Below are 23141 nucleotides of genomic sequence, written 5' to 3'. Positions count from 1 at the left end.
GTCTGTTATTAAAAAGCCCGTGCGGAATACTCTGCACGGACTTTATAGTTAACTATAGGTTGATTACATTTACTTTACAGTGACGACGACATCATCGATAAAAATGCGGTTTGTCGTTTTAGGCCAGTTTCCTGCACGTTGATCAAAAGCTCCCCCTAAGAACCATACTTGCGTCTCGGCAGTCGCTCCCTTTATTTCAAAAGAATATGTCGCTGCAGGAGCTTGCCATGCAGCTCTACATGCCTCTAGATTCGAATTCGGGCTAGCCACATTCATAATATCAAACTCTTTTACACTGACCGTTCCCGGGCCATTGACACCTACCGTAAGAAGATAATGATCCCCTGTTGCATATCGTACCGCTTTAAAAGTCACTAACAGGTCCTTCGTACGTTGTACATTTTCCAACTTGGGCGATATCAGATCTCCACCGTAATTGGTGCGTCCTAACTTCACAAACCCCGGACGCCCATAGATGGAAGCATAATCGCTAGCTCCTGTTGTTGTATTTATGGTACTTGTCCAACCTTTAGCTAGGTCTTCTTCTTTCCACGAACCAATTCTCGTCTCGCCGGTCGTCACATTAAAAATCTCACTACCGTAACTCAGCCAATTGAAATCCTCTTTCAAGACCAAATCTCCTGAAACCTGTAACTTCTGACCTTTTTGATAAATACTCAACACATTTTCCTGCTGTACACCATCCAAAAAGAACAACAGGTTTGCTGTACGTTCTAGGTCAGTATTTTTATCAATAGTCACTTTTACTGGCGTATCCCCTTGACCTTCCATTGGCTCCACATTCACCCATTCTGGTTGATCTTCCAACTCCAAGCGCCATTTTCCATTAGCACGCAAGACATAATTTGTCACAGCACCAGCTTCCTCTGATTCCAGTTTAATTGGCTTTCCATCAAGGTAAATATAAGGCTCCTCATTTTCTCCTTCTCCTGTCCCAGCTGCCTGTTCTATCTTAAGCACACTATTATGAAGCTGACCATCTACTGTAAAAAAGAGCGTTACATTACGGGCTTCCTGAGCCATATTCTTATTCACCGTCACTGTAAATGTACCATCGCCATTACCCTCCATTGGATCGATCTTTAGCCACTTCTCTTTACGCTGTGGTTCCACCTTCCAGTGACCACTAGATTGCACGGTATAGGTCTCCGAAGAGCCACGCGAAGGCACTTCCATCTTCGATGGATTGTCCTTTAACATAAAGCGGCCCTTCACCTCATTTTCATCTTTACAGGACGTCAATAGCATTGTCAGGGAAAGGACAAAAGCAAAAACTACTTTTGACATCGCCTTAATTTTATAATAATTAGTCGTTTTCATGGATTCCTTCTTTTATTATTTAACCTGCATCTCCACGCGTTCCTTCATCTTACTGTAAGTTTTTCCCCCATCAACCGAGTACTGATAAGAAATCAAGAACACATTAGTTTTCTTACCAAAAGACTCTTCGACCTGAAATGTATTCGGATATTTAGGATCGTTATCCAATTGCACAACATGTATAGTCTTATACGGTTTGATGGTCACCCGATTAGAGTCATCAATTTCCAATATCATTGAGTTTTTATCAATGTTCGCAAGCTTCGGTTCGAACAATTCATTACCTGCAGTCAATCTTACACTATTATGAGTCAATGGAAAAAGCTTTTTATTGGCCGCAACAGGGATTACATCATCCTTCACCCCCGTCATCATATACATCGAACTATTCACTTGCGAAGCATAATCATTCTGAAAAGACACCTGATATAACATCGTACTCTTCTTCGGATTAATCTCAACCCCCGACTTATCAACCACCTTCAATCCGATAAAATAAGTCGAATCTGGCGATAGCCCTTCTGGTCTCAATTTAATCATCGTCCTTCCCGTACGCTCACCAGCCTTGATCACCACTTTGTCATCCATGATCTCATACTTATCCTGAGGCAACAGCTTAGCATAGAGCTCTTCTGCAGCGTCAAAATTAGCCCAGTTATATTCCTTTAGCGGCTCGGCATCCTCTTCCAATCCTACGACCAGATCCTTTGCTGGAGCCAATGTACCACCAGCAGAAGCAGCTACATAGCCAATGATTTCTTCACCTGTCATATGCACCACCTCTTGAAAGACATTGTGATTTTCGCTACTAATCAGGGAAACCTCATTCTTATACATTTCTTTCTCAAACACCTCATTATCCTTACATGAAGCCACGCCCAACAGGAGTGCGAGAACTGTTATATATCTTCGTTTCATCTGTTATTTTTTTAGTTTTCAGGTACTACTTTTTTAATTATATCCCGGATTCTGATCCGCAGAAGGTAATCTTCTCATCTCCGAACGCGGTATCGGCACCCAATTCAGTCTTTTGTTCACTTCTCTTGTCAAGAAAGATGATGTCCCTGGAATCACACGTCTATAATATGCTTCCTTGGTCGCTCCATCCGGATTCATTCCCATAATAGGTTCACGCTCGGTTTCCTCATACATTCCCCAACGACGTACATCGTAAAAACGTCTATTTTCCCACAAAAACTCCACCATACGCTCACGTACAAGCTCTTTTTGAACAGTGCCTGCAGAAGTCAATTGACTTGGGGACAATCCCGGTAGCCCTGCACGGTAACGTACCTGGTTGAATGCTTTCTTAATCTCTTCCACATCTCTTGACATCGTATATTCTCTCTCTCCCATCTTGACCGTATGACTACCGTTCAGATTGTTCAATGCCTCTGCGTAAGACAATAAGATCTCCGCATACCGTATAATAGGATAGAATTTAGGAAGTGTACGAGCTCCTGTACCGGTTTTTGCATCATACGAGTGAACCCATTTCTTAATAATATATCCAGTAATAGGATAGTTAGGAGAGCTTGCAGATACGCCACCACGGCCATCAAGGTCCTGAAAATAATACTTAGCAGTATGATTCTGTAATGCAGCATCAGACGTTGACAACGCCTGCCACACAGCTTCGTTAAAACCAACAGAGGCATAAAACCGCATTTCACGATTTGCGTACATCTTATACACACCAGCATTAAGTGGATATCCAGAGAAAGTTTTAGACTGCTCCGTAAAGAGGTCATTAAAAGTTCCGCCTGCAGGTAGATCGGCTACGCTTTCAAAATAGGTATCACCACGGGCTTCCTGTATACTACGTCCGTCTTCCATCAGATAAGCATCCACTACTTTCTGTGTCACACAGAAACGGCCCCATCCGCCCAGTGTAGGCGGGAAAGCCCCCTGATTAATGTCCGTGTTGATATAGGGTGCACTCACTCCCCAGATAAACTCCGGATTAATCGCCGCAACAGACTCACCCGTAAATATATCCGAATAGGATTTGAATGCATCTATTCCCAAAGCACCATTAGGATATGATCCATAGAAATTTGGATCCGAAGTTACCCCCGAAGGCAACTGAGCGGTCATGTTATCTGCAGGAACAGTATATAACTGGTATTTCCCCATATCCATAACACGCTTTGCGGCTGCCGCTGCCACGGCCCATCTACTCTCATCGTACTGCTGCGATACATAATGCACCCCATCAGTCTTACGCATCCAGTTTCCGAAGTAAGAACGCGCAGCATTACCTCCATTATACAAAGGACTAGCGTGTATCAAACGTAGACGAGCGATCATAGCAAAAGCAGCACCTCGAGTAGGTCGTCCAAAATTCAAAAGACCGACATCAGGAGGCATTAGCGTACCTGCCTTCTCAAATTCTGCGCAGGTATACTCCATGGCCTCATCATACGTAGACCTCGGACGGTCGTAATATTCCATACTTTCATTGGTATTTACAACCTCATCGCCCAATAAAATAGGAGGGCCATAATCCACTAAGATGTTGTAATAAGCATAAGCTCTGATAAAACGGGTATACCCCTCTATACGAAGCCTATCTGTTGAAGTAATATCCTTTGGCTTTTGCAGATTCTGCAAGATTAGATTACACTTACGGATTATTTTATAATAATTGCCCCATTGATTAAGCCCCCCAAATTTATCCGGAGTGATATTCCCTGTTGCAAAATCCATCCCATAATAGATATTAGTTGTTCCAGCCCCAGTCAAACCGTTAAATCCCTCATCTGTAGCCATTGGCCCCGGGGTATAGTTGCCTCGTATCGTTCTGGATTCGTCTGGAAACATAGCTGCAGCTCCCCACATATAAGCTTCCATATTCCGCGCATTACTGAAAGCGGAATCTATATTAAATTCATCATCGAAATAATTATCGATATTCAGGTAGTCCTTACAGGATGTCACCAGAAAAAACAGTTGAATAATAAAGGCTGCTTTCGCTATTCTCTTTATGATTATTGACGTCTTCATATCGTTGATCTATATCTAATCGTATTAAAAATTAACATATACCTGCACCGAATAAGTGGATGGTATTGGATATTTACGTCCATTCCAGGCAGCCTGTTCAGGATCAAATATTTTGACATTATCCCAGATGTACAGGTTATTTCCTACAAACTGTAGATCCATAGATTTAACCCCTACGCGTTTAAGAAAATTAGGGTTAACCCGATAATTAACCGTTAGCTCCTGTAGTCTTATGTAGCGCGCATCATCCTTCCAGAATGTGGACAATTGCGTATTGTTTTCATTTTTACCGTATTGCAAACGAGGAAAACGGGCATCCGGATTTTCTGCTAGAGATAGATCCATTCCTTCCTGCAAAGCATATTCGCGAGGTATCCAGCGATTGGCAGGATCATTGGCCAAAGTAATTACATTACCTTCACTACCGTTATAGAACGGCATATACCCCTTGCCATTGATCTCTGTTACATTCTTATATGTTTTAGGCATTCCCACGTAGTAGAAAGGTGTACTACCTGTTCCTTTAAATAAAACCCCTACCGATAGATTTTTGTAGCGAAACTCACCACCAAATCCGAACATTGTTAATGGATAATCGTTGTGCGTCAATGGCACTTTATCCAGCGAGTTGATTACTCCGTCTCCGTTTACATCTTTATATTTAATATCACCGGGCAATACCGTTCCAAAAGTTTGTTTCGGACTATACTTGACATCATCTTCATCCTTAAACAAACCAAGCGCCTGATAACCACGGATAGAACCATAAGGGAATCCATTGTACTCTAGGTATGAATACTCCATATAAGGCTGCTCCCAGTTCTGCACCATATTCTTAGAGTAGGTAAAATTACCACGCACCGTAAATCCCATATCCTGATTTATCTGCATATTGTAACTAATATTACCATCCGCTCCGGCACTCCACATCCGTCCGACATTAGCCCAAGGGTTGGAAATAACCCCTACATATTCAGGCACCTGCACACGGGGCTGGAATATACCGTTACGTTGATCTTTAAAGAAGTCTACCACAAAGTCAATCTTGTTATTGAACAATTTACCTTCAATTCCCAGATTTGACTTAATCGACCTTTCCCAAGCCAGGTTATCAGCTCCAATACGGGTTTCGGTTATCGTTTCTACACCTCCTATTCCCCATACATTGCTGAAATACTGATCCGCTTTCGTCAAATATGGAAACCGGACACCGTCAATAATACGGTCATTACCTACTGTACCATAAGAAGCTCTGATCTTAAAATAATCCAACCAAGGTGCTTTTTCCTGTACATACTTATAACCGGTCGGTACCCAACCTAAAGCTACGGAAGGAAAGAAACCATATTGACGTCCAGGCTGAAAGTTTTCTGATCCTGTATACCCGAAGTTGACATCCAATAAGTAAGTATCTCTAAATCCATAAGTCAAGCGACTGGATACCCCTTGATAGCGTTCAGGAATAGCCGTAAGATTATTTGTTGCATATTTAGTGTCTTTGGAGTCACTCATATAATAATACAGCAATGCCGACGTGCGGTGATCTTCTCCGAATTTCTGATCGTAGTTAAGGGTAGTTTCGAAATGGTATTTACGAAACTGTCTTAATGATTTACCGTAGATCGCTGAACGTTCCTGCACCGTTTCCTTCATAATAAGCGATCCATCATAATTACGACCCATAGCTTGATAAAGAGCCGGTTGTACCCAACGTCGCTCCTCAAAATTACTATGAATATCATAGGCTCCCTGCATGCGGAATTTAAGACCATCTAATAGGCTAGTAAGATCTTGATCTATAGCGAGTGTAGTCTTACCTTTGTACCACTCCTCCGAAGCACGGCCTGTGCGATTGATCAATACATAAGGAGAGGAAAGCTCCCCACCTCCTGCAGCAGGAAACAAGCCATTAGAATATTTTGTAGGCACCGACAGTGGGGTCAGACTAGATTGTGCCCCCCATATATAATCCGTATTTGAGATACCCGGCTGTAATAATCTGGATAAATACCCGTCCGAGCCAAGATATACTTTGGTCGTTTTAGTTAGGTTCAAATCCAAGTTTACACGATAATTATAGGTATTGAATCCTACATTGGAACTATAGGGGCTGTTTTTATCTACTTTATAGGCAGCCGTTTCACTTTTTCCACCGAGACTCAAGAAGTAACGTGCTATTTCCGATCCACCACGCCCTGAGGCATAGTAACTCTGGCGCCAGAAGCTGTTGTTCAAGATCTCCTTCTGCCAATCCACATCAGGGTACATATCCGGGTCCAGTCCATGCTCAATAATCCCCAATTCCGTCGGATTATATACTGGTGATTCTCCACGCGAGAAAGCTGCTTCATTAGCTAGCTTTGCATAGTCATAAGCTCCTAGATATTTAGGCAACCTATTAAGCGTAGAGAGTGTAGAGTTAGCTCGAGCAGTAATCTGTATACGGTCTACCGTACCTCTTTTAGTGGTTATTAAAACCACCCCATTCGCACCACGTACACCGTACACTGCTGTAGCCGACGCATCTTTCAAGATAGAGAAGCTCTCCACATCGGCAGGGTCGATGGTATTTAAATCACCTTCCAATCCATCAATAAGTACTAGGGCGCTACTATTAGCCCCAAATGTACCGATTCCACGTATCCAGAAATCGGCAATATTAGCACCCGGCTCTCCGGACGTCTGCATTGAGATTACTCCCGCAGCGCGTCCACCCAAGAGATTCGACATCGACGGAGCGGGACTCTGCAGCTGCTTGACATCTACCGTAGTGATAGCCCCGACTGAACTGATTTTCCGTTGCGTAGCCCCTAGACCGACCACTACCACCTCTTCCACATCAAGACTTTTGTCTGCAAGTTTAATACTCAAATTAGCTTCAGACTTTGTAACGAGATGCTCTATCGATTCGTAACCTACATAACTGAATACCAACATATCGCCATATATCGCTTTAATGCTGAATTTTCCGTTCTGATCGGTAGATGCAGCACCTGCCGGTCTATCCTTTATGTATACAGAAACACTTTGTACAGGTACACTTTTTTCATTGACAACAGTACCTGTAATTATCAATTCTTCTGTTTGTTGTGCAGACACCCCCGTAAACCATAGGCATAGCGGTAGCATACACAGAATATAAATAATCCTCATGATATAGAATTAGGTTAATTATTCAATAACTAGTTTGCGAATTCGTGAGTTACCATAGTCAGCAATATAGATTTCGCCCTGTTCGTTGACTGCCACTCCCCATGGCTCATTGAACATCGACTCCAACGGACCACCATCCCTATAACCTTTGACCTTAGGCTGACCTGCTACAGTCGTAACGATTCCATCGGCAGATACCATACGGATACATTGATTGCCCGAATCTGCTATGAACATATTACCAGCATTATCAAACTTAATATCCTTTGGATAGTTGAATATCGCGTCTTCGATCGGTCCGTCCCGATGGTCGCTACCACCTGTACCGTTCACACGCCGGAAACCTTTACCGATATGCTCCGGACGTAGGTCCAGTACCATAAGTCCCTGGCGATATTCTATCGGACTCGCATTCGAGTGCAGTGTCATCCACAGCTCCCATGGTTTGGCCGGGTTGATCCCCTGTCCATACTGCGATCCATATGGCCATGTAGAACCTGCAGCTTTTGATCCTTTATGAACCAGTGTCGCTTCGTACGTATCTGGATGTATCTTGATCACACTTCCATCACGCGAGCGGCTGTAGAGATAACCATCATAAGGACTGAAAGTAATAAAGTTCATATATTGATCCCCATTGGGTATACCATGGGCCTGCGCAAATTTGGCATTACGCTGACGCGGATACCAACCTTCGATAGGATCGAACGAGAAAAATGTTTCAACAACGGACTCATGTGAGACCGTCATTACTCCTGTCTTCCTATCTACAGTAACTCCATTCGCATAAGGATAGGGACTTTCCTTTACCTGATACATGGCTGTAACTAGATTCTCCTTTTCACTGACACGTCCGACACCAAATTTCGCGTTGTCTTTACCGTCCCGCCAGGTCATAAATAGATTACCTTCTGCATCCAGTTCCAGGTATTTGGCACAAACGCGCGCTTGGTCAAGAGTACCCGCAATAAATTCGCGAGATCCTGTTCCTGTAACTGTAGTCACCTGTGCCTGTACATGATAGGAGAATGTATTATCATATACTACAGAATCCTTACCGATTACTACCGATATCTTTGGATTTTCTCCCGGCAAACGAGGGACGATAGCATACACACGACCTCCACTAGCTGACACGACAGCTGCTTTGGCGTTGTTAAAATAAACTTTGATTTTCTTTGGGTCAGAACCAAAATTCTCACCATTCAATAGGATTTTGTCTTTTGCCCCACCTTCTGCAGGGTAAAATGAGGTCAGCACGATCGGTTTGTTGGGATCATGCTCACTCTGTGTTGATGCAGAATCCTCTTTACAAGAAGAGAAAAACAGCAAAAACACCAAAGGAAATGTCAATAGATTACGTTTTTTCATAACATATATGGGGTTAATTATGCTCAAAGGTTAGGGAGTAAGCTTCATTTCTAAAATCACTCTGGACAAAAAAGAAACAAAACAAAAACTTCTCAATAAAATCCGAAACTATCAGAAACATACAATACAAGTTAATATCAGTTTGTGGTGTTATATTTTTAACGCTGCAAAACTACACAGCCCCCCAACAAAAGCCCAATAAAGGCAATTATCATATCATTAATCTTATATTAAGTTAGCGTAAACTCTATTTTGGTTTTAAGTGAGGAGATCAACAAAAGAAACAAAATGAAAGATAAAAGTAGAAACAGCGAAAACAGTCTTCTTGGATTAGGCTCTGCTAAAAGGATTAGACCTACTTTTTATAAGTTAGTCCAATCTTTCCATGAACACTTTTCTTATAAGGGAAAATAAAACTATCTTTATAATAAACTAAGTTATGAAGAGCGCGGGTCAAGTAGATAAAAAAGTACTGATAGAGTTAAGAAAAGGCGATTACTTGTCGTTCAAAAAGATCTATCATGCTTATGCACAGCGGCTCTATTCATTTATCTTCAAAGTTGTAAAGGATGTAGATCTTGCCGACGATGTTTTACAGCTCACTTTTGTACGTATTTGGAATAACCGTGAGCAGATTGACGAAGAGAAACTATTTGATGCTTACATCTTTCAGATCGCTTCCAACCTCTGCATTGACACCCTCCGTCAGATTGCGCAGCAAGAACGCAAAAAACAACATCTGTACCAACAGATGAATGAACTAGCGCTATCAGTTGAAGAACAGTTTTTAATCAAAGAAAAAGCGGTATTAATTGACCAACTACTAGACTCTCTCCCACCGCAACGACGCTTAATCTTTACACGCTGTAAACTAGAAGGTTACTCTTACCAAGAAGTCGCTGATGAGCTGGGAATCTCTACATCAACCGTCAGCAACCAACTGGTCATGGGTGTTAAGACCTTACGTGAAGAGTTCAATAAGCACAAAGACGCCATCATTTTAACCCTCTTAATACCAAATATTTATATCTTTTTTTAAAAAAACACACTTTCCCAATAGTGTGTTTCTCTCTTTCACTTCGTATTCTTATTAAATTAACTTTTGTTAAACCTTAATTTGTTATGCCACTAACCACGGAATTTAAACATAATGTAGTCCGTTTTCTATCCAATCAATTGGACCAGCATTCCTTAGACGCTTTTCTGGAAGAGCTACAACAGGTAGATAAGGATGAGCTTGTTGCTTACCTAACAATCTTGGGGATCGAGGATTCAGACTGGAAACAGATTACAGATAAAAGCCCCAATTTATGGCATGGCAAGCTGAACAAGCTATGGGAAAATATTGACATAGCAACAAGCCAGGGAGCAATTCCAATGGCCACCTTATCTCCCAAGGGGAATAAGCGTACATTACAATTTCGCATCTTGACCGGTGTGGCAGCCTCTCTCTTGGCCGTCTTTGGGCTTTATTGGTACCTTGCAGCCCCTCCCTCTCCTGATGAATTGCCGATTACTTCACCTTCGACAGTCTATTCTTCAGAAAACATTTCTAAAATTACACTACCTGATGGAAAGGTTGTCGTAATACAGGAAAATGTGCCAGGCACCGTATATCAAGACGAGGATATTCATATCGTCCGGGCCGAAACAGGAGAACTCAAATTGTTATATACGAACCAAGCCCAACAGCAGGCTAACCAACAGATGAATAGAATCCACACCTCTAAAGGCGGATTTACCAAGTTTTTATTGGAAGATGGCACCAAGGTGTATTTAAATTCAGAATCGACACTACGTTTCCCGCTGGCATTTAAAGCCGGAAAACGCGAGGTATATCTAGAGGGAGAGGGATATTTTGAAGTGGTCAAGAACCCTGCAGCTCCTTTTGTCGTACACACTGCAAACCAAGCTGTAGAAGTATTGGGAACCACATTCAATATCAAATCTTATCCAGAAGAAAATTCAATGGCAACCACCCTCATAGAAGGTGCTGTCAACGTACGCCTAGACGATGCTCCTACACCTAAGAGTATTCTGCTTAAACCTGGTGAACAGGCAACTGTTCATAACCAACAGATCCACGTGCAAGCTGTACGAACAGAGGAATATGTAGGCTGGATTCAAAATCGGTTTATTTTTTCAAGAGCTCCCTTGGAGGAAGTCTTGCGCGATATTGAGCGCTGGTATGATATTGAGTTCGTCCACAATGGAGCTATCCCTCCAATCCTAATTGAAGGTAGCTTGTCAAAAAATGTAGCTTTAGATCAGCTGCTGACAGTATTATCGGTAAATACATCCTATAAGTTTTCAATGAAAGGAAGGAGGATATTTATGGACATGTAAACTCTACTTTGTCCTTAGTAATATATTGAACCAAGGGTGGTTGCAACACCCTTGGAACATAAGCTAAGGTTTTCACACTGAATAAGTAAACAGAATAACTAACCTTATTGTACAAATATAAAGATATCAATGGATTTGGTATCCTGTATTTGTGCAATCCAATTAAATAATTATGGAAGATATAACAGTATCTACTGTTCCATTTCACCGAAAAAATAGTAAAAAAATAGATTTCACCCGTTCTATTAGTTTGATCTGTATGCGATTAACATTTTTTATATTTCTGTGTATTAACTTACAGGCCATGGGCAACACTATGGCTCAACACGTTAGCTTGTCGCTGAAGAACGTCCCGCTGAAGCAGGCTCTTAATGAGGTACAAAAACAAACGACTTATGATTTTTTCATTAACGCGGCATACCTAAGTAAAGCAAAGACAGTTTCTATAGAGCTGAAAAATGCGCCTATACAGCAGGCACTGGATGCCATCTTTGCACAACAACCTTTCGGTTATAGCCTGAATAACAAAATCATAACAATTGCACCACGTAAAGAGTCCACTGTCGACGAAGCAACAAAACGTTTGCAGGCCGCACAGCAACTTGAAATGTCAGGAAAAGTCGTTGATGAGCAAGGAAAACCAGTTGCTGGTGCGACGGTTACTGAAGTCGGAGCTACTCTAACAACGATTACCGATGGCAATGGGGCTTTTCATATCCGCGTACAGGGAAAAAATGCCAGCCTACGCATCAATATGCTTGGTTACACCGCTGTAACACTCCCTTATCAAGAATCTCCACTTCGGGTAGTAATGCGATTGAGTGACAACGAAATGGAAGAAGTCGTCGTCACGGGATTTCAGAACATAAGCAAAAAGCTATTCACCGGTGCTTCCGCTTCGGTAAAGATGGCAGATACAAAGATTGAGGGAATGACAGATATCGGACGGATGTTGGAAGGTCGTGTTGCGGGGGTTTCCGTACAGAACGTCTCCGGCACCTTCGGTTCGGCTCCTAAAATAAGGGTTCGTGGAGCCACCTCAATTACTGGAGATAACAAACCTCTATGGGTTGTTGATGGGGTCGTGCTAGAAGATATCGTAAATATCTCCAATGACCAATTGTCAAGTGGAGACGCACTTACCTTAATTGGTTCTTCGGTCGCAGGTATCAACGCAGAAGATATCGAGTCTTTCGAAATCCTAAAAGACGCATCGGCAACAGCCCTATATGGTGCACGTGCGATGAATGGTGTAGTAGTGATCACCACCAAAAAAGGAAAAGTTGGTGCACCCGTTGTAAACTATACGGGAAACTTCTCTACCTACCTAAAACCTTCCTATTCTACGTTCAATATCATGAACTCTGCAGACCAGATGTCAGTATACTCTGAGATGGATCGTAAGGGATTACTTAACCTTGCTCCTGCACTCCGTAAAGCAAACGGTGGGGTTTACACCAAAATGTACAATCTTATTAACACATACGATGAGTCTACAGGAAAATTTCTTCTAGAGAACACAACCGAAGCTAGAGAACAATTTTTGAACCGCTACGCCAAGGCCAATACCAATTGGTTTGATGTCTTGTTCCGCAACTCCTTTGTACAGGAGCATTCAATCTCCATTTCATCGGGGACTGATAAAGCCAGTCATTATTTTTCGGGCAGTTATTACGACGATAATGGCTATACTATTGCTGATAATGTAAAACGATTTACCGGAAATATGCGTTCGGAATACAAAATCGGAGACCGCGTAACGGCTGGTGTTATTGTGAATGGCTCCTTACGGGATCAGAAAGTACCTGGAACATTAGCAAGGGAAAATGACGTGGTACGCGGTGAATATACGCGTAACTTTGATATCAACCCCTATTCGTACGCATTAAATACAAGTCGCACACTCACACCATACGATGAAAATGGTGACCTCGAATTTTTCACCCGCAACTACGCACCATTTAATATCATCCATGAACTGGAAAACAATAAGATCCAGGTAAACATGGTAGACTTTAAGATTCAAGGAGAACTGGGTGTAAAGATCCTCAAAAACCTAGAGTATAAAGCATTAGGATCTGTAAGATATGTTAAGAGCAGTAGAGAGAATATGGTTACTGAATATTCGAATATGTCGGGTGCCTATCGTGCGGCCAACAACTCTACAATCCGGGATCGCAACAACTTCTTGTACAATGACCCTGACAAACCGTATCAGGAAAAACAGATTGTCTTGCCTGAAGGAGGCTTCTATCTGCGTGGTGATGATATGCTGAAGAGTTACTATGGGCGTCACACCTTACAATACAAGACAGATTTTATGGATGGTCATCGGATCAATGCCTTTGTCGGACAGGACATCCGTTTTGCAGACCGCCAGAATAGCTATAACAACGGATACGGTTACCAATATGATAAAGGAGGTGTTCCCTTCACTGATTACCGTATTGTCAAACAGATGCTAGAAGGAAATTATAATTACTTTGGCATGGACTACAACTATGATCGGTTTGTTTCATTCTTTGGAAATGTACAATACGATTATAAGAGTCGCTATGTATTCAGTTTCTCCAGCCGCTACGATGGTTCTAATAAGATGGGAAATACCCGCAAGTCAAGATGGTTACCCACTTGGACGTTTTCCGGAGCCTGGAATATAGACGAAGAACCTTTTATGAAGGATTTCGAGGCCATATCCATGTTAAAACTCCGTGGTACCTATGGTCTAACGGCCAATATTGGAAATGCGCGCAACTCTACAGCGATCTTTAACAACACCCAAACCAACAGACCGTATGTTTCAGAGATCGAATCCAAAATCGTAATCTCAGCTTTAGAGAATGCCGAACTGACCTGGGAAAAACAATACGAGACCAATGCGGGACTTGATCTAGGAATATTCCAAAATAGGTTTACATTATCTGCAGATTATTTCCACAGGAATGGTTTTGAGTTGATCAATACCGTACGTACCTCTGGAATCGGCGGCCAAGCTACTAAGTCGGCGAATTATGCGGATATGACTTCAAACGGGATAGACATCACCATGGGTATGAGCTGGCTTCGCGAATCAGACTGGAGGTACCGTACCAATTTCACCTTAGGCTATGTCAAGAATAGAATCAAAAACCTCCGCAGCTTACCTCGGATCTTTGATTTAGTTATTCCCGAAGGGGGACCAAAAATAGGCGGTCCAGTTAGAGGTTTATATTCCGTTGCATTTGAAGGGCTCGATCCACTTACTGGGGTTCCGACTTTCATTGATCATAATGGTTCAATAAACCCACATGTATACCTACAAAGCACCAATACAGACTACCTGAAAATGGAAGGCTCTGTAGACCCTCTTTATACAGGAGGTCTATCTAATGTGGTTTCCTACAAGGGTGTTACACTAAATGTCTTTGTAACCTACCAATGGGGTAATAAGATCCGTCTGGACAGGGTATTCAAAAGCGAATACAGTGATCTGGATGCCACCCCTAGAGAGTTTTTAGATCGCTGGACAATGCCTGGCGACGAAGCAACCACCAATATTCCATCTATTATTGACGGGCAGATAAAAGAAGTCTTGGGCAGTACCTATCCGTATAATAACTACAATTTCTCGACAGAAAGAGTGGTAGATGGTTCTTTTGTTCGGTTAAAAACCATCGCATTAAACTACCAGTTACCGGCGCGTATCAGTTCCTATCTTAAAGTGAAGTCCCTTTCTACAGCCTTTAATGCGAACAACATCTGGTTGATCTATGCAGACAAAAAACTAAAAGGTCAGGATCCGGAGTTTTTCAATTCAGGCGGTGTGGCCAATCCCATGCCTAAACAATTTACATTAACCTTAAAAATCGGAATCTAGAGATGAAAAAGAATCGCTATATATATACTATCACGCTCTGCGCATTAGCGTTGAGTTTTTCAAGCTGTGAAAAGTACTTGGACACTCTACCCGATCAGCGTACTATTCTCAACAATGGCGAAAAGTTGTCTGAGTTATTGGTGTCTGCTTACCCTTCTGGCAACTATATCACTTTTTGTGAAGCTATGGGCGACAATGTCACCGACAACTTTGGGATGACCACCAATGATGAGATTAATACCAATAGCTATGCCTGGATGGATGTAAATGCCGTAGGTCAGGATTCGCCGATCTATTATTGGAATAATGCATACCGCGCCATAGCAGCAGCCAATGAGGTCTTAAAAGCAATCCAAGAAGCAGGAGATCCTGCAAGCTACGCCTCCAAGAAAGGGGAAGCCTTAGTCGCACGAGCATATGCACATTTTATGCTGGTGAGTTTATTTTCCAAATTCTACGATCCAGCCACCGCCAGTTCTGATATGGGCATTCCATATGTAGAGGTGCCTGAGACCGTGGTTTGGAAAAACTATGAGCGTAATACAGTAAGTGCCGTATACGAGAAGATTGAGCGTGATCTAACTGCAGGTTTGCCGTTGATTGTTGATAATTATAAAGTGCCATCATACCACTTTACTAGAAAGGCAGCTCATGCTTTCGCTGTCCGCTTTTACTTGTTCAAAGGCGATTACCCTAAAGTAGTGGCTCATGCAGGCCATGCATTTCCTGAAGGAAACATTGAAGCAAACATGCGTGATCTCAATGGAAAATATGCTGCCTTTGGCTCCGAGGAGTTTGCCCGGACATACACGCAATCTACAGAACGAGCCAACCTTCTGATTGCGGAAACCACCTCTTGGTGGGCACGTCGCTTCCGTCAATACCGCTATTCAACAACATCGGCATTGATGAACGAGATCACTCGAAATACAGTGGTTGGCGCCCTGACTGCGATCCGTACTTGGTCTATCAGTAGCCAGTCCTACTATACCCGAAAGTCTATGGAACATTTTGTACGCAACAGCATCAATGCAACAACGGGTGTGGGCTACAATATGGTCCCTTTATTCACCACAGAAGAGGTCTTGTTGAGTCGTGCCGAAGCATATGCCAATTTAGGACAATATGAAGAAGCTATGAATGATTTGAATGGCTATGCAAAAAACAGAATCAAGCCTGCTGATTATAACGGAACCCGTGTGATTGATAAAAACAAAATCCGCACCTTTTTCTATAAAGATCTCACCGAGGATGAATTTACAGATGCAAATCTAAAAGCAGGATTGATCCAATCTTGTTTACAGTTCAGACGTGCCGAGTTCATGCATGAAGGATTACGTTGGTTCGATATTCTACGCCACAAAATACCAGTAACTCATGCAGTGTATAATAGTGCTTCTATTACGCTGGCTCCCAATGACCTAAGACGTGTATTGCAACTTCCTGATGAAGTCCGTCTATCTAATATCGAGCTAAATCCACGACCAAGTACTGATAATGAATAATTTATATGTTATGAAAATCAATAAATTAATTAATTATATTTTTCTTTTTACCCTATCCCTTTTTACCCTTTCATGTGCTAAAAAGGACGACCTTGACAAGGATATTGTTGGCCTTGGTGGGGAGAAATGGGTAAAGAATGAAATTGACCAATATATCTACCAGCAATTTACAAAGCCCTATAATATCGATGTTTTGTACCGTTGGAATGCTTCTGAAGTAAGTTTTGTAAACAATTTGGTCCCGCCAAAAGAGGATAAAATCATTCCTGTAATGGACATGATCATGAAAGGATGGATCGAACCTTATGTAGAAATAGCAGGAGAAGATTTTATCAAGAAATTTGCTCCCCGCCAATATCTGTTAGTGGGTAGCCCAGAGTATAACTCCTCCGGAACGATTACCTTGGGTACGGCCGAAGCAGGGGCAAAAATTGTCCTTTATCGGGTCAATTGGTTTGATGTGAAAGACCGTGCATTGGTGCAGGCAATGCTAAAAACCATACACCACGAGTTTGCACACATCTTACACCAGACTGTAATGTACCCTAAGGAATTTGAAGCCATTACAGCGGCCGATTACACTTCGACCTGGAATCAGGTGAATGTCGCTGATGCTCGCAAAGCTGGCTTTATTTCTTCATATGCCATGTCTGGACCAGATGAAGACTTTGTAGAAATAGCGTCAATTATGCTGACACAAGGTTATGAGCCCTTTGAAGAGATTATCAAATCCATCACTGATCCGCAGGGAGTAGAAAAGATACGTCAGAAACAACAGGTTGTATTGAATTATTTCAGACAAACTTGGAATATTGATTTGTATGCACTACAAAAGAAAACAGAAGCAGCAATCAATAAGCTATCTCCCCCACCAAGCGCATTCGAACAGCTTGGCTTTGAACGATCTTCGTCTGTACTGTTCACATCCAATACGACCGATATTCCAAATTGGTCTCCCTTGTTTAAAGAGACTTTTGAAAAAGCATCAACTTCTTTGGGAACTTATGGCAATGTAGGACGATACCTTGAAGATGTAAATGTCATCTATTACAGCAAGAATAATATGATGCTCCGCTTAAAATATAAGAATCCAAACTCACCGAATTCTATCTATAACGCGGATTTCAAATTTAACTATGTAGAGAATGCAAATACAAAGAAGACAACCTTTGCATTTGTAGGGACTTCAACAGATCTAAATTCGACTGCTGGTGGCAATGCAAACGCTGTACTACCCTATCTGCGCGAAATGATCAATTATTTTGATGGTAAGACATTCCACTTTTCTTGGTCCAATGATGGTATTTATCCGACCCCATATGCCAAGATGCGAAGAGATGATAATCCTGAAAATTATATGTATGGTTTATTAAAAAATAGTTATTAAGATGAATTTAAGAAAAATACATAGTCTCCTGTTTGTGATCCTACTTGCTTCGTTTTTTGCTTGCAAAAAAGAAGACGACCCAATCCTCGACGATCCAGATAGCCGACTGAACACCTACCTGGAAAATAGTTTACAGACTCTGACAGAAGCCCCGTATGGCTACAAAGCTACCTTATTTACAAAGGCAGAAAAGACCTTTGCTTTTTTTATGCAATTCGATAAAGACGGTCGCGTAAGTATGTTGTCTGATTTTGATGGAAACTCGGCAGTGAAGTTACAATCCAGCACTTATCGCCTAAAAGCGTTACAACGTCCAAGTGTAATTTTTGACACCTACAATTACATCTCCATGCTAGCCGATCCTCAGGGATCAGTCAATGGAGGAACTAATGGCCAAGGTTTGTTTGGTGACAATGATTATAGCTTTCTGAAATTCAGTGGTGATTCGGTAGGGTTAATCGGGAATAAAAACACTTCTCAGCTTCTTCTCATAAAAGCAACTGAAGCTGAACAAAAAAGCTATCTTGAGGGTGGCTTAGGACAGTCAAGACAGTTATTGACGACGTTTATGAATAGTCATAAATATCCTTACATATTGGTCGACAATAAAAAAATAGCGCTTGCTATCGATCAGTCAAGCCGCCAGGTGACCTTAAGCTGGCTCGAAGCAGATGGTACGACCATTACGAATCTGTCTTCGCCCTTTTTTTATACACCTGAGGGTATAATCGCCCCTTTCTTGGAACTCGGGAAAAATTACATAGAAGAAATCAAATGGGATAATGAAAAGAAAACCTACATATTGACCGTTGCTGGTCAACAGATCCAGGTGCAGAGCAATCCAACACCAGTTTTTCCTCTTGTTCTACAATTTGGTTTTAAAAAGACATACTCTATTATTGGCACCAACAATAATACACTGCCAGATGGTGTAAACTCGACTTTCAATAACCTTTGGAAGACAGTCAATACTAACTTTACAAGCAGTGGACGTACCATCCGATATATAGAATTTAAATTGATATCAGAAAATCAGGCCACCCTAACGGTGTACTACTCATCGGGTACGACAAATTATATAGCAGATATGTCTTTTACGTACACCATTAATCAAAACCTACTGAAGCTCACCGATCCAAAGCGAGATTTTTCCAACGGAAACTGGACTTCTCGTTTGGCACAGCTTAGTGTGTTAGAAGATTATATTCTGAAAGGACCTTTTGTACTTGACTGGGTAAGTAGTAGTTCCTCGAAAGTTACGGAACCTCTAGGTGGATTATCTCCGCAGAGCAATGCCGCTGATTTTTTCTACGGTTACCTAAAATAGAACACAATAATTCAAAATAAAATATTAAGACGGATGTAAGTAACAACTTCACATCCGTCTTATACGTTTAAAGAGAAAGCCACAGCCCAATAATACGACTACAACTAAAAGTATCGTCCACATACTATCTGTTACCCGACGATAGTATGTCTTCCAGACATTGTAGCTTTCCTGTTGGGCCGTAACTGTATGGATACTATCAAGCAGTAGCTCTTGACGCTGTACCTGTAGGTTGCTTTCGCTCATAGACAGCATGCCCTGTGCAGCATACAATCCACTATCAGGATGGTAATAGAAAGCACTGTCTGTAGTAAAATACCAGTACCGCCCGGTGCTGTCCCACCACTGCGACATTGCCGCCTGCCGACTCTGCGTCTCCGTAAAATGTTTTTGAACCATTGATTGCTGCTGTTCAGCCTTCTCTTTTAGCGTTCGGCAAGAAGAAAAAGTGAAGAAGGATATGAGGGTTATGATAGCGAAGCACCCGATAATTGGGACAAGAGTGATATGTTTCATAATGATGAAGTGATAAAATTAAGGAAATTGACAGTCTCCATACTAAATACTAGATACTAAATACTATTTAACCCATTCCGCCACTGCATACACGGTTCGTAGATGTCTCCGTCGGGATTCCACCCGATCATTGCTGTTGCCTTCGATTGTAATCAGATAATCATCATGGTGCTCTTTGACCAAGCCTACGTGATTGATGCGTTTGGCTTTGGCCCCATATATCCCGAACACGTCAGCGGGCCTGGCTTTATCTTTAGCGATCTGCCTAGCTTTGGGAAATAACGCCGGAGACCAAGGGTTACGTGGAACCTCAAGTCCAGCCTGCCCATAGCACCAAGAGACAAATGCAGCACACCATTCGTATCCCTTGCCTAGGTTTGTGTAACGGAGATATTCCTCGACACGGGGACCATCGTTGTTGCCCGTAGTTTCGTGAACGCCAAGTTCAGCAGAAGCAATGTTAATAATGAGGTTTCTTTTGTCTTCCATACCAGAATGCTTAGCTTTTATGCCACTCAAGCCGTGGCGAGGCTCGTACTTTTTTCCGCAAAAAGTACGCAAAAACTCGTCGCTGGATATTTTTAAAACAATGGATTGTGCCTCTTCCTTCAAATTTTTAAAAATATCGAAGGCGACGTTTTTCGACACTGTACAGATAGACCCCCTAGCACTTCCTGAATAAAACGGCTTATTAGCACTCCCCCCTTCATTTGGCCTAGGTTGCGCAAGGCGTAAAGAATTGTCAATTATTTCTGATTGTAAGGGACTACTAACACTAGTTAAATAAAACGGCCTAGGTTGTGAGACCGTTCGTGTTCTTGATTTTTGATCCTCCAACGACCTAGGGCGATACAGCGTTAAAAATATTTTTTGATGGTCGTAAAAAACATATCGATGAAGTGAAGCGAAGTGTAACGGCTCCGAGATGTTTAGACCTGTCATGAAATATTTAGCGTCGTATTGCCCAAGTCTTGATTTTTTTTGTTTCGTTTTTTTCATCAAGGAAAAAAATGAAATCCTCGTCATGGACAATGACAGCTGTGGCCTGAGCGAGCTTACATCACCACTTCCATAACCATTATCACTGCATAAAGCAATAAAAAGAAAACTGAGAAGTAAATAATACATTGTTGCCATGATGTCAATTGGTTAAAATGTTGTGCAAACCGTTTACGAAAAGATTTAAAGGGGCTCCATAGGAGCTCCTGCAACCATATACTGATATAGATAGCGAGCCATCCGACCAGTAGACCAAAGACCGCCACCGTCAGTGTACCAAAATCCAGCACACCTATAGCCGGGTCTATCAATTGTAGGATGACCGATATCCCTATCCATCCGATGCTTAGAAATAGAAAGCCAAAGAACAGCTTTTCTTTTAATGTGAGTTCTTCCGCCCAGCCCTGAGCCAGCCATGAAGGATTATTTGTTAGTGTTGTCATGTTATAAAAGTTAAGAAGTTATTCCCGACTATGTCGGGACTTCGTTGCACTACGCAAGTGAACGAGTTATCCAGTTTTAATAAAGGGGGCGAATACGCATATCCGCCCTTCCTATAATTAACCATTGATGATTTACCTCGCTTTCAGAGAGAAGACATCCGACCAATCGCCGATACCTTTTTTATTGCGGGCACGTACGCGCAGGTAGTAGGTTCTGTCAGGCACCGTAGGCGCATACATATTGCCTCGACTGCTGCCCGTCTGGAAAGTTTCCTTCCATATCGGAGCACCATCATCATCTACACCATCTGCAATCTGATATTCGTAAATCAGCGCCTCCTTCTGTGGTTTGAATTTGATATCCATCTGATTCTGTTGTTTACCATCGACCAACATTCCACCTGTCACCTTATTCGGCACCTGCGCCTCCTTTGGATCAGCTTCAAGCTGTAGCCCCGAGCTCAACAGTTTAGAGCGCGAACCATTCGACATCTTATTGACATAAAAAGCGATGTCCCTCAAGCTAGCAGCCAATACACCTTTAGCATCATTCTTTTCGGAAATCTCTAACAGACTTCCCCCTCTACTTGCCACCTGCCACTTTTCTCTAAAATCGACCATCTGTGCACTCAGCTCAGTCAGTTCGATCGGCGGATCCGTAAAAACAGCGTGATCTGTAAGGCAGTCCAAGACCTTCCCGACCAGGGTATTCAACTCATCATCTTTGAACCCCGAATAATCTAGCAATACTCTTTTTGTACGCATAACTGTAATGTTTTTTGGGAAATATTCCCTGTTAATAAATTAATGAACACTGGTCGCCGCGGCCGACCTTATGACACAAACATATCTCGGATTATCCCTAAAAAAACAGACTGAGACGAACTGAGAGAATCCCTCTTTCAAACTGATAAAGTATAGGGCATACTGAGAGGAACAAGATCCTGTACTGAGAAAATCTACATTCAGTTGCCTTCAAAAAGGGAATGATTATCGCGGGCAACCATTCCCTTTTTCACAACAAGTGCCCCCCTTTTTAAGAAAAAGGAAGCACTTATCTCCAATTTACAGCCCCTATTGAGCAAAAAGGAGCACCTTATTATCAAAACCATTTTCCCTCGTATGATATTACGTCCCCTTTTTAATACCAATCGAAAGGTTTTACACAAATAGTGGTCACTTCCACAAAAAAACAAGCCACTATTTATCAATCAGATACACCTTATTCACAAATGGCAGTTCCTATTTCAGAAAAAGGGATTACTTATTCAGAACAAATAATCCCTTTTTAACAGCAAGTACCCCCTTTTTACAAAATTCTATCTCCTTTATCTCAAAATGGACCTCCTTATTTTCAACAAGGAGGTCCTTCCTTGTTAAAAGGGTTCAATTTTTTAGGAAAAGTGAACCCTTATTCACTAAAAGCAATCAACAGCTATCAAGAACCAATCCCTTCTAGCCATCTTTTAATCTATTTTTGAGCTTCTTAAAGGTCCAGGCCCCTTTTTCATGAGCCGGAATATGTTTCATAACTTCCTCCACATCACTAAATAGGTAGTAAGGCCTATTGCCCACCTTATTGACTGGATGGATCAGCACATTTTTAATATTGCGGTAGAATGTAGCCTGCGACACGTCAAAATAATCTATGACCTCACTGACCGTTAGGTGCCTAGGCAACACATCAGGTTTTTGATTAGGTAGTATACGCTGTGGTTCGGTAGCATTACCTGCGGCCGGGTACAAGCGCCCCATTAACATCTCATTCTGCTGGCTCAACAAAGAATTCGTTTGGCTCTGTTGATCAATAATCTGTTGCAACATCTCTTTCATAATAATAAAAATGACATGCACAGTCAAAGTCCGGCCATAGCTACTATGCGGTTATAAC

At 42.0% G+C, this 23141-nt stretch carries 16 protein-coding genes; 6 read left to right on the top strand and 10 right to left on the bottom strand.

Annotated features, from left to right (window positions below):
- Positions 1–69: 69 nt before the first annotated feature.
- The 5 genes from CLV99_RS08535 to CLV99_RS08515 are packed head-to-tail and all read right to left on the bottom strand — an operon-like array spanning position 70 to position 8871.
- A complete protein-coding gene (locus tag CLV99_RS08535; protein ID WP_133584096.1) occupies positions 70–1341 on the bottom strand; it encodes a BACON domain-containing protein in 1272 nt (423 codons plus the stop codon).
- Positions 1342–1356: 15 nt separating this feature from the next.
- Positions 1357–2259: a BT_3044 domain-containing protein gene (locus CLV99_RS08530; protein ID WP_133584095.1), complete on the bottom strand. Its 903-nt coding sequence runs from the start codon at positions 2257–2259 to the stop codon at positions 1357–1359.
- A 33-nt stretch (positions 2260–2292) separates the two neighbouring features.
- Positions 2293–4347 carry a RagB/SusD family nutrient uptake outer membrane protein gene (locus CLV99_RS08525; RefSeq protein WP_133584094.1) on the bottom strand — a complete coding sequence of 685 codons (2055 nt, stop codon included), beginning with the start codon at positions 4345–4347 and terminating at the stop codon, positions 2293–2295.
- A 24-nt stretch (positions 4348–4371) separates the two neighbouring features.
- Complete coding sequence (locus tag CLV99_RS08520) at positions 4372–7500, bottom strand: SusC/RagA family TonB-linked outer membrane protein (RefSeq protein WP_133584093.1); 3129 nt, start codon at positions 7498–7500, stop codon at positions 4372–4374.
- Between the two features lie 18 nt (positions 7501–7518).
- Complete coding sequence (locus tag CLV99_RS08515; RefSeq protein ID WP_133584092.1) at positions 7519–8871, bottom strand: IPT/TIG domain-containing protein; 1353 nt, start codon at positions 8869–8871, stop codon at positions 7519–7521.
- 439 nt (positions 8872–9310) lie between these two features.
- On the opposite strand from CLV99_RS08515, the gene CLV99_RS08510 reads away from it, so the two are divergent.
- The 6 genes from CLV99_RS08510 to CLV99_RS08485 all read left to right on the top strand — a co-directional run bounded on the left by CLV99_RS08510 (position 9311) and on the right by CLV99_RS08485 (position 19292).
- Complete coding sequence (locus CLV99_RS08510; RefSeq protein WP_133584091.1) at positions 9311–9910, top strand: RNA polymerase sigma factor; 600 nt, start codon at positions 9311–9313, stop codon at positions 9908–9910.
- 83 nt (positions 9911–9993) lie between these two features.
- Positions 9994–11217, top strand: a complete 1224-nt coding sequence (locus CLV99_RS08505; protein ID WP_133584090.1) for a FecR family protein — start codon at positions 9994–9996, stop codon at positions 11215–11217.
- A 259-nt stretch (positions 11218–11476) separates the two neighbouring features.
- Complete coding sequence (locus CLV99_RS08500) at positions 11477–15073, top strand: SusC/RagA family TonB-linked outer membrane protein (RefSeq protein ID WP_211348469.1); 3597 nt, start codon at positions 11477–11479, stop codon at positions 15071–15073.
- A 2-nt stretch (positions 15074–15075) separates the two neighbouring features.
- A complete protein-coding gene (locus CLV99_RS08495) occupies positions 15076–16578 on the top strand; it encodes a RagB/SusD family nutrient uptake outer membrane protein (protein ID WP_133584088.1) in 1503 nt (500 codons plus the stop codon).
- 10 nt (positions 16579–16588) lie between these two features.
- Positions 16589–17965, top strand: a complete 1377-nt coding sequence (locus tag CLV99_RS08490) for a zinc-binding metallopeptidase (RefSeq protein WP_133584087.1) — start codon at positions 16589–16591, stop codon at positions 17963–17965.
- Position 17966: 1 nt separating this feature from the next.
- Positions 17967–19292, top strand: a complete 1326-nt coding sequence (locus CLV99_RS08485) for a DUF4302 domain-containing protein (RefSeq protein ID WP_133584086.1) — start codon at positions 17967–17969, stop codon at positions 19290–19292.
- Between the two features lie 48 nt (positions 19293–19340).
- Here the strand turns inward: CLV99_RS08485 and CLV99_RS08480 are convergent, their stop codons facing one another.
- The 5 genes from CLV99_RS08480 to CLV99_RS08460 form a co-directional block, all read right to left on the bottom strand.
- Positions 19341–19808 (bottom strand): hypothetical protein, encoded by a 468-nt coding sequence (locus CLV99_RS08480; protein WP_133584085.1) that lies wholly within the window; start codon positions 19806–19808, stop codon positions 19341–19343.
- 63 nt (positions 19809–19871) lie between these two features.
- Positions 19872–20807, bottom strand: coding sequence for a CHAP domain-containing protein (locus CLV99_RS23380; RefSeq protein ID WP_246032717.1), 936 nt, complete (start codon positions 20805–20807; stop codon positions 19872–19874).
- 56 nt (positions 20808–20863) lie between these two features.
- Positions 20864–21250 (bottom strand): hypothetical protein, encoded by a 387-nt coding sequence (locus tag CLV99_RS08470; protein ID WP_133584084.1) that lies wholly within the window; start codon positions 21248–21250, stop codon positions 20864–20866.
- Between the two features lie 132 nt (positions 21251–21382).
- Positions 21383–22015 carry a fibronectin type III domain-containing protein gene (locus CLV99_RS08465; protein WP_133584083.1) on the bottom strand — a complete coding sequence of 211 codons (633 nt, stop codon included), beginning with the start codon at positions 22013–22015 and terminating at the stop codon, positions 21383–21385.
- A 690-nt stretch (positions 22016–22705) separates the two neighbouring features.
- Positions 22706–23083 (bottom strand): helix-turn-helix domain-containing protein, encoded by a 378-nt coding sequence (locus tag CLV99_RS08460; RefSeq protein WP_133584082.1) that lies wholly within the window; start codon positions 23081–23083, stop codon positions 22706–22708.
- Positions 23084–23141 lie beyond the last annotated feature (58 nt).

Origin of the sequence: Sphingobacterium yanglingense, from assembly GCF_004363245.1 — a bacterium.
In the GTDB taxonomy this organism is placed as follows: Bacteria; Bacteroidota; Bacteroidia; order Sphingobacteriales; family Sphingobacteriaceae; genus Sphingobacterium; species Sphingobacterium yanglingense.
The sequence above is the reverse complement of the archived record's forward strand: the minus strand, read 5'-3'. Positions and strand labels throughout refer to the sequence as shown.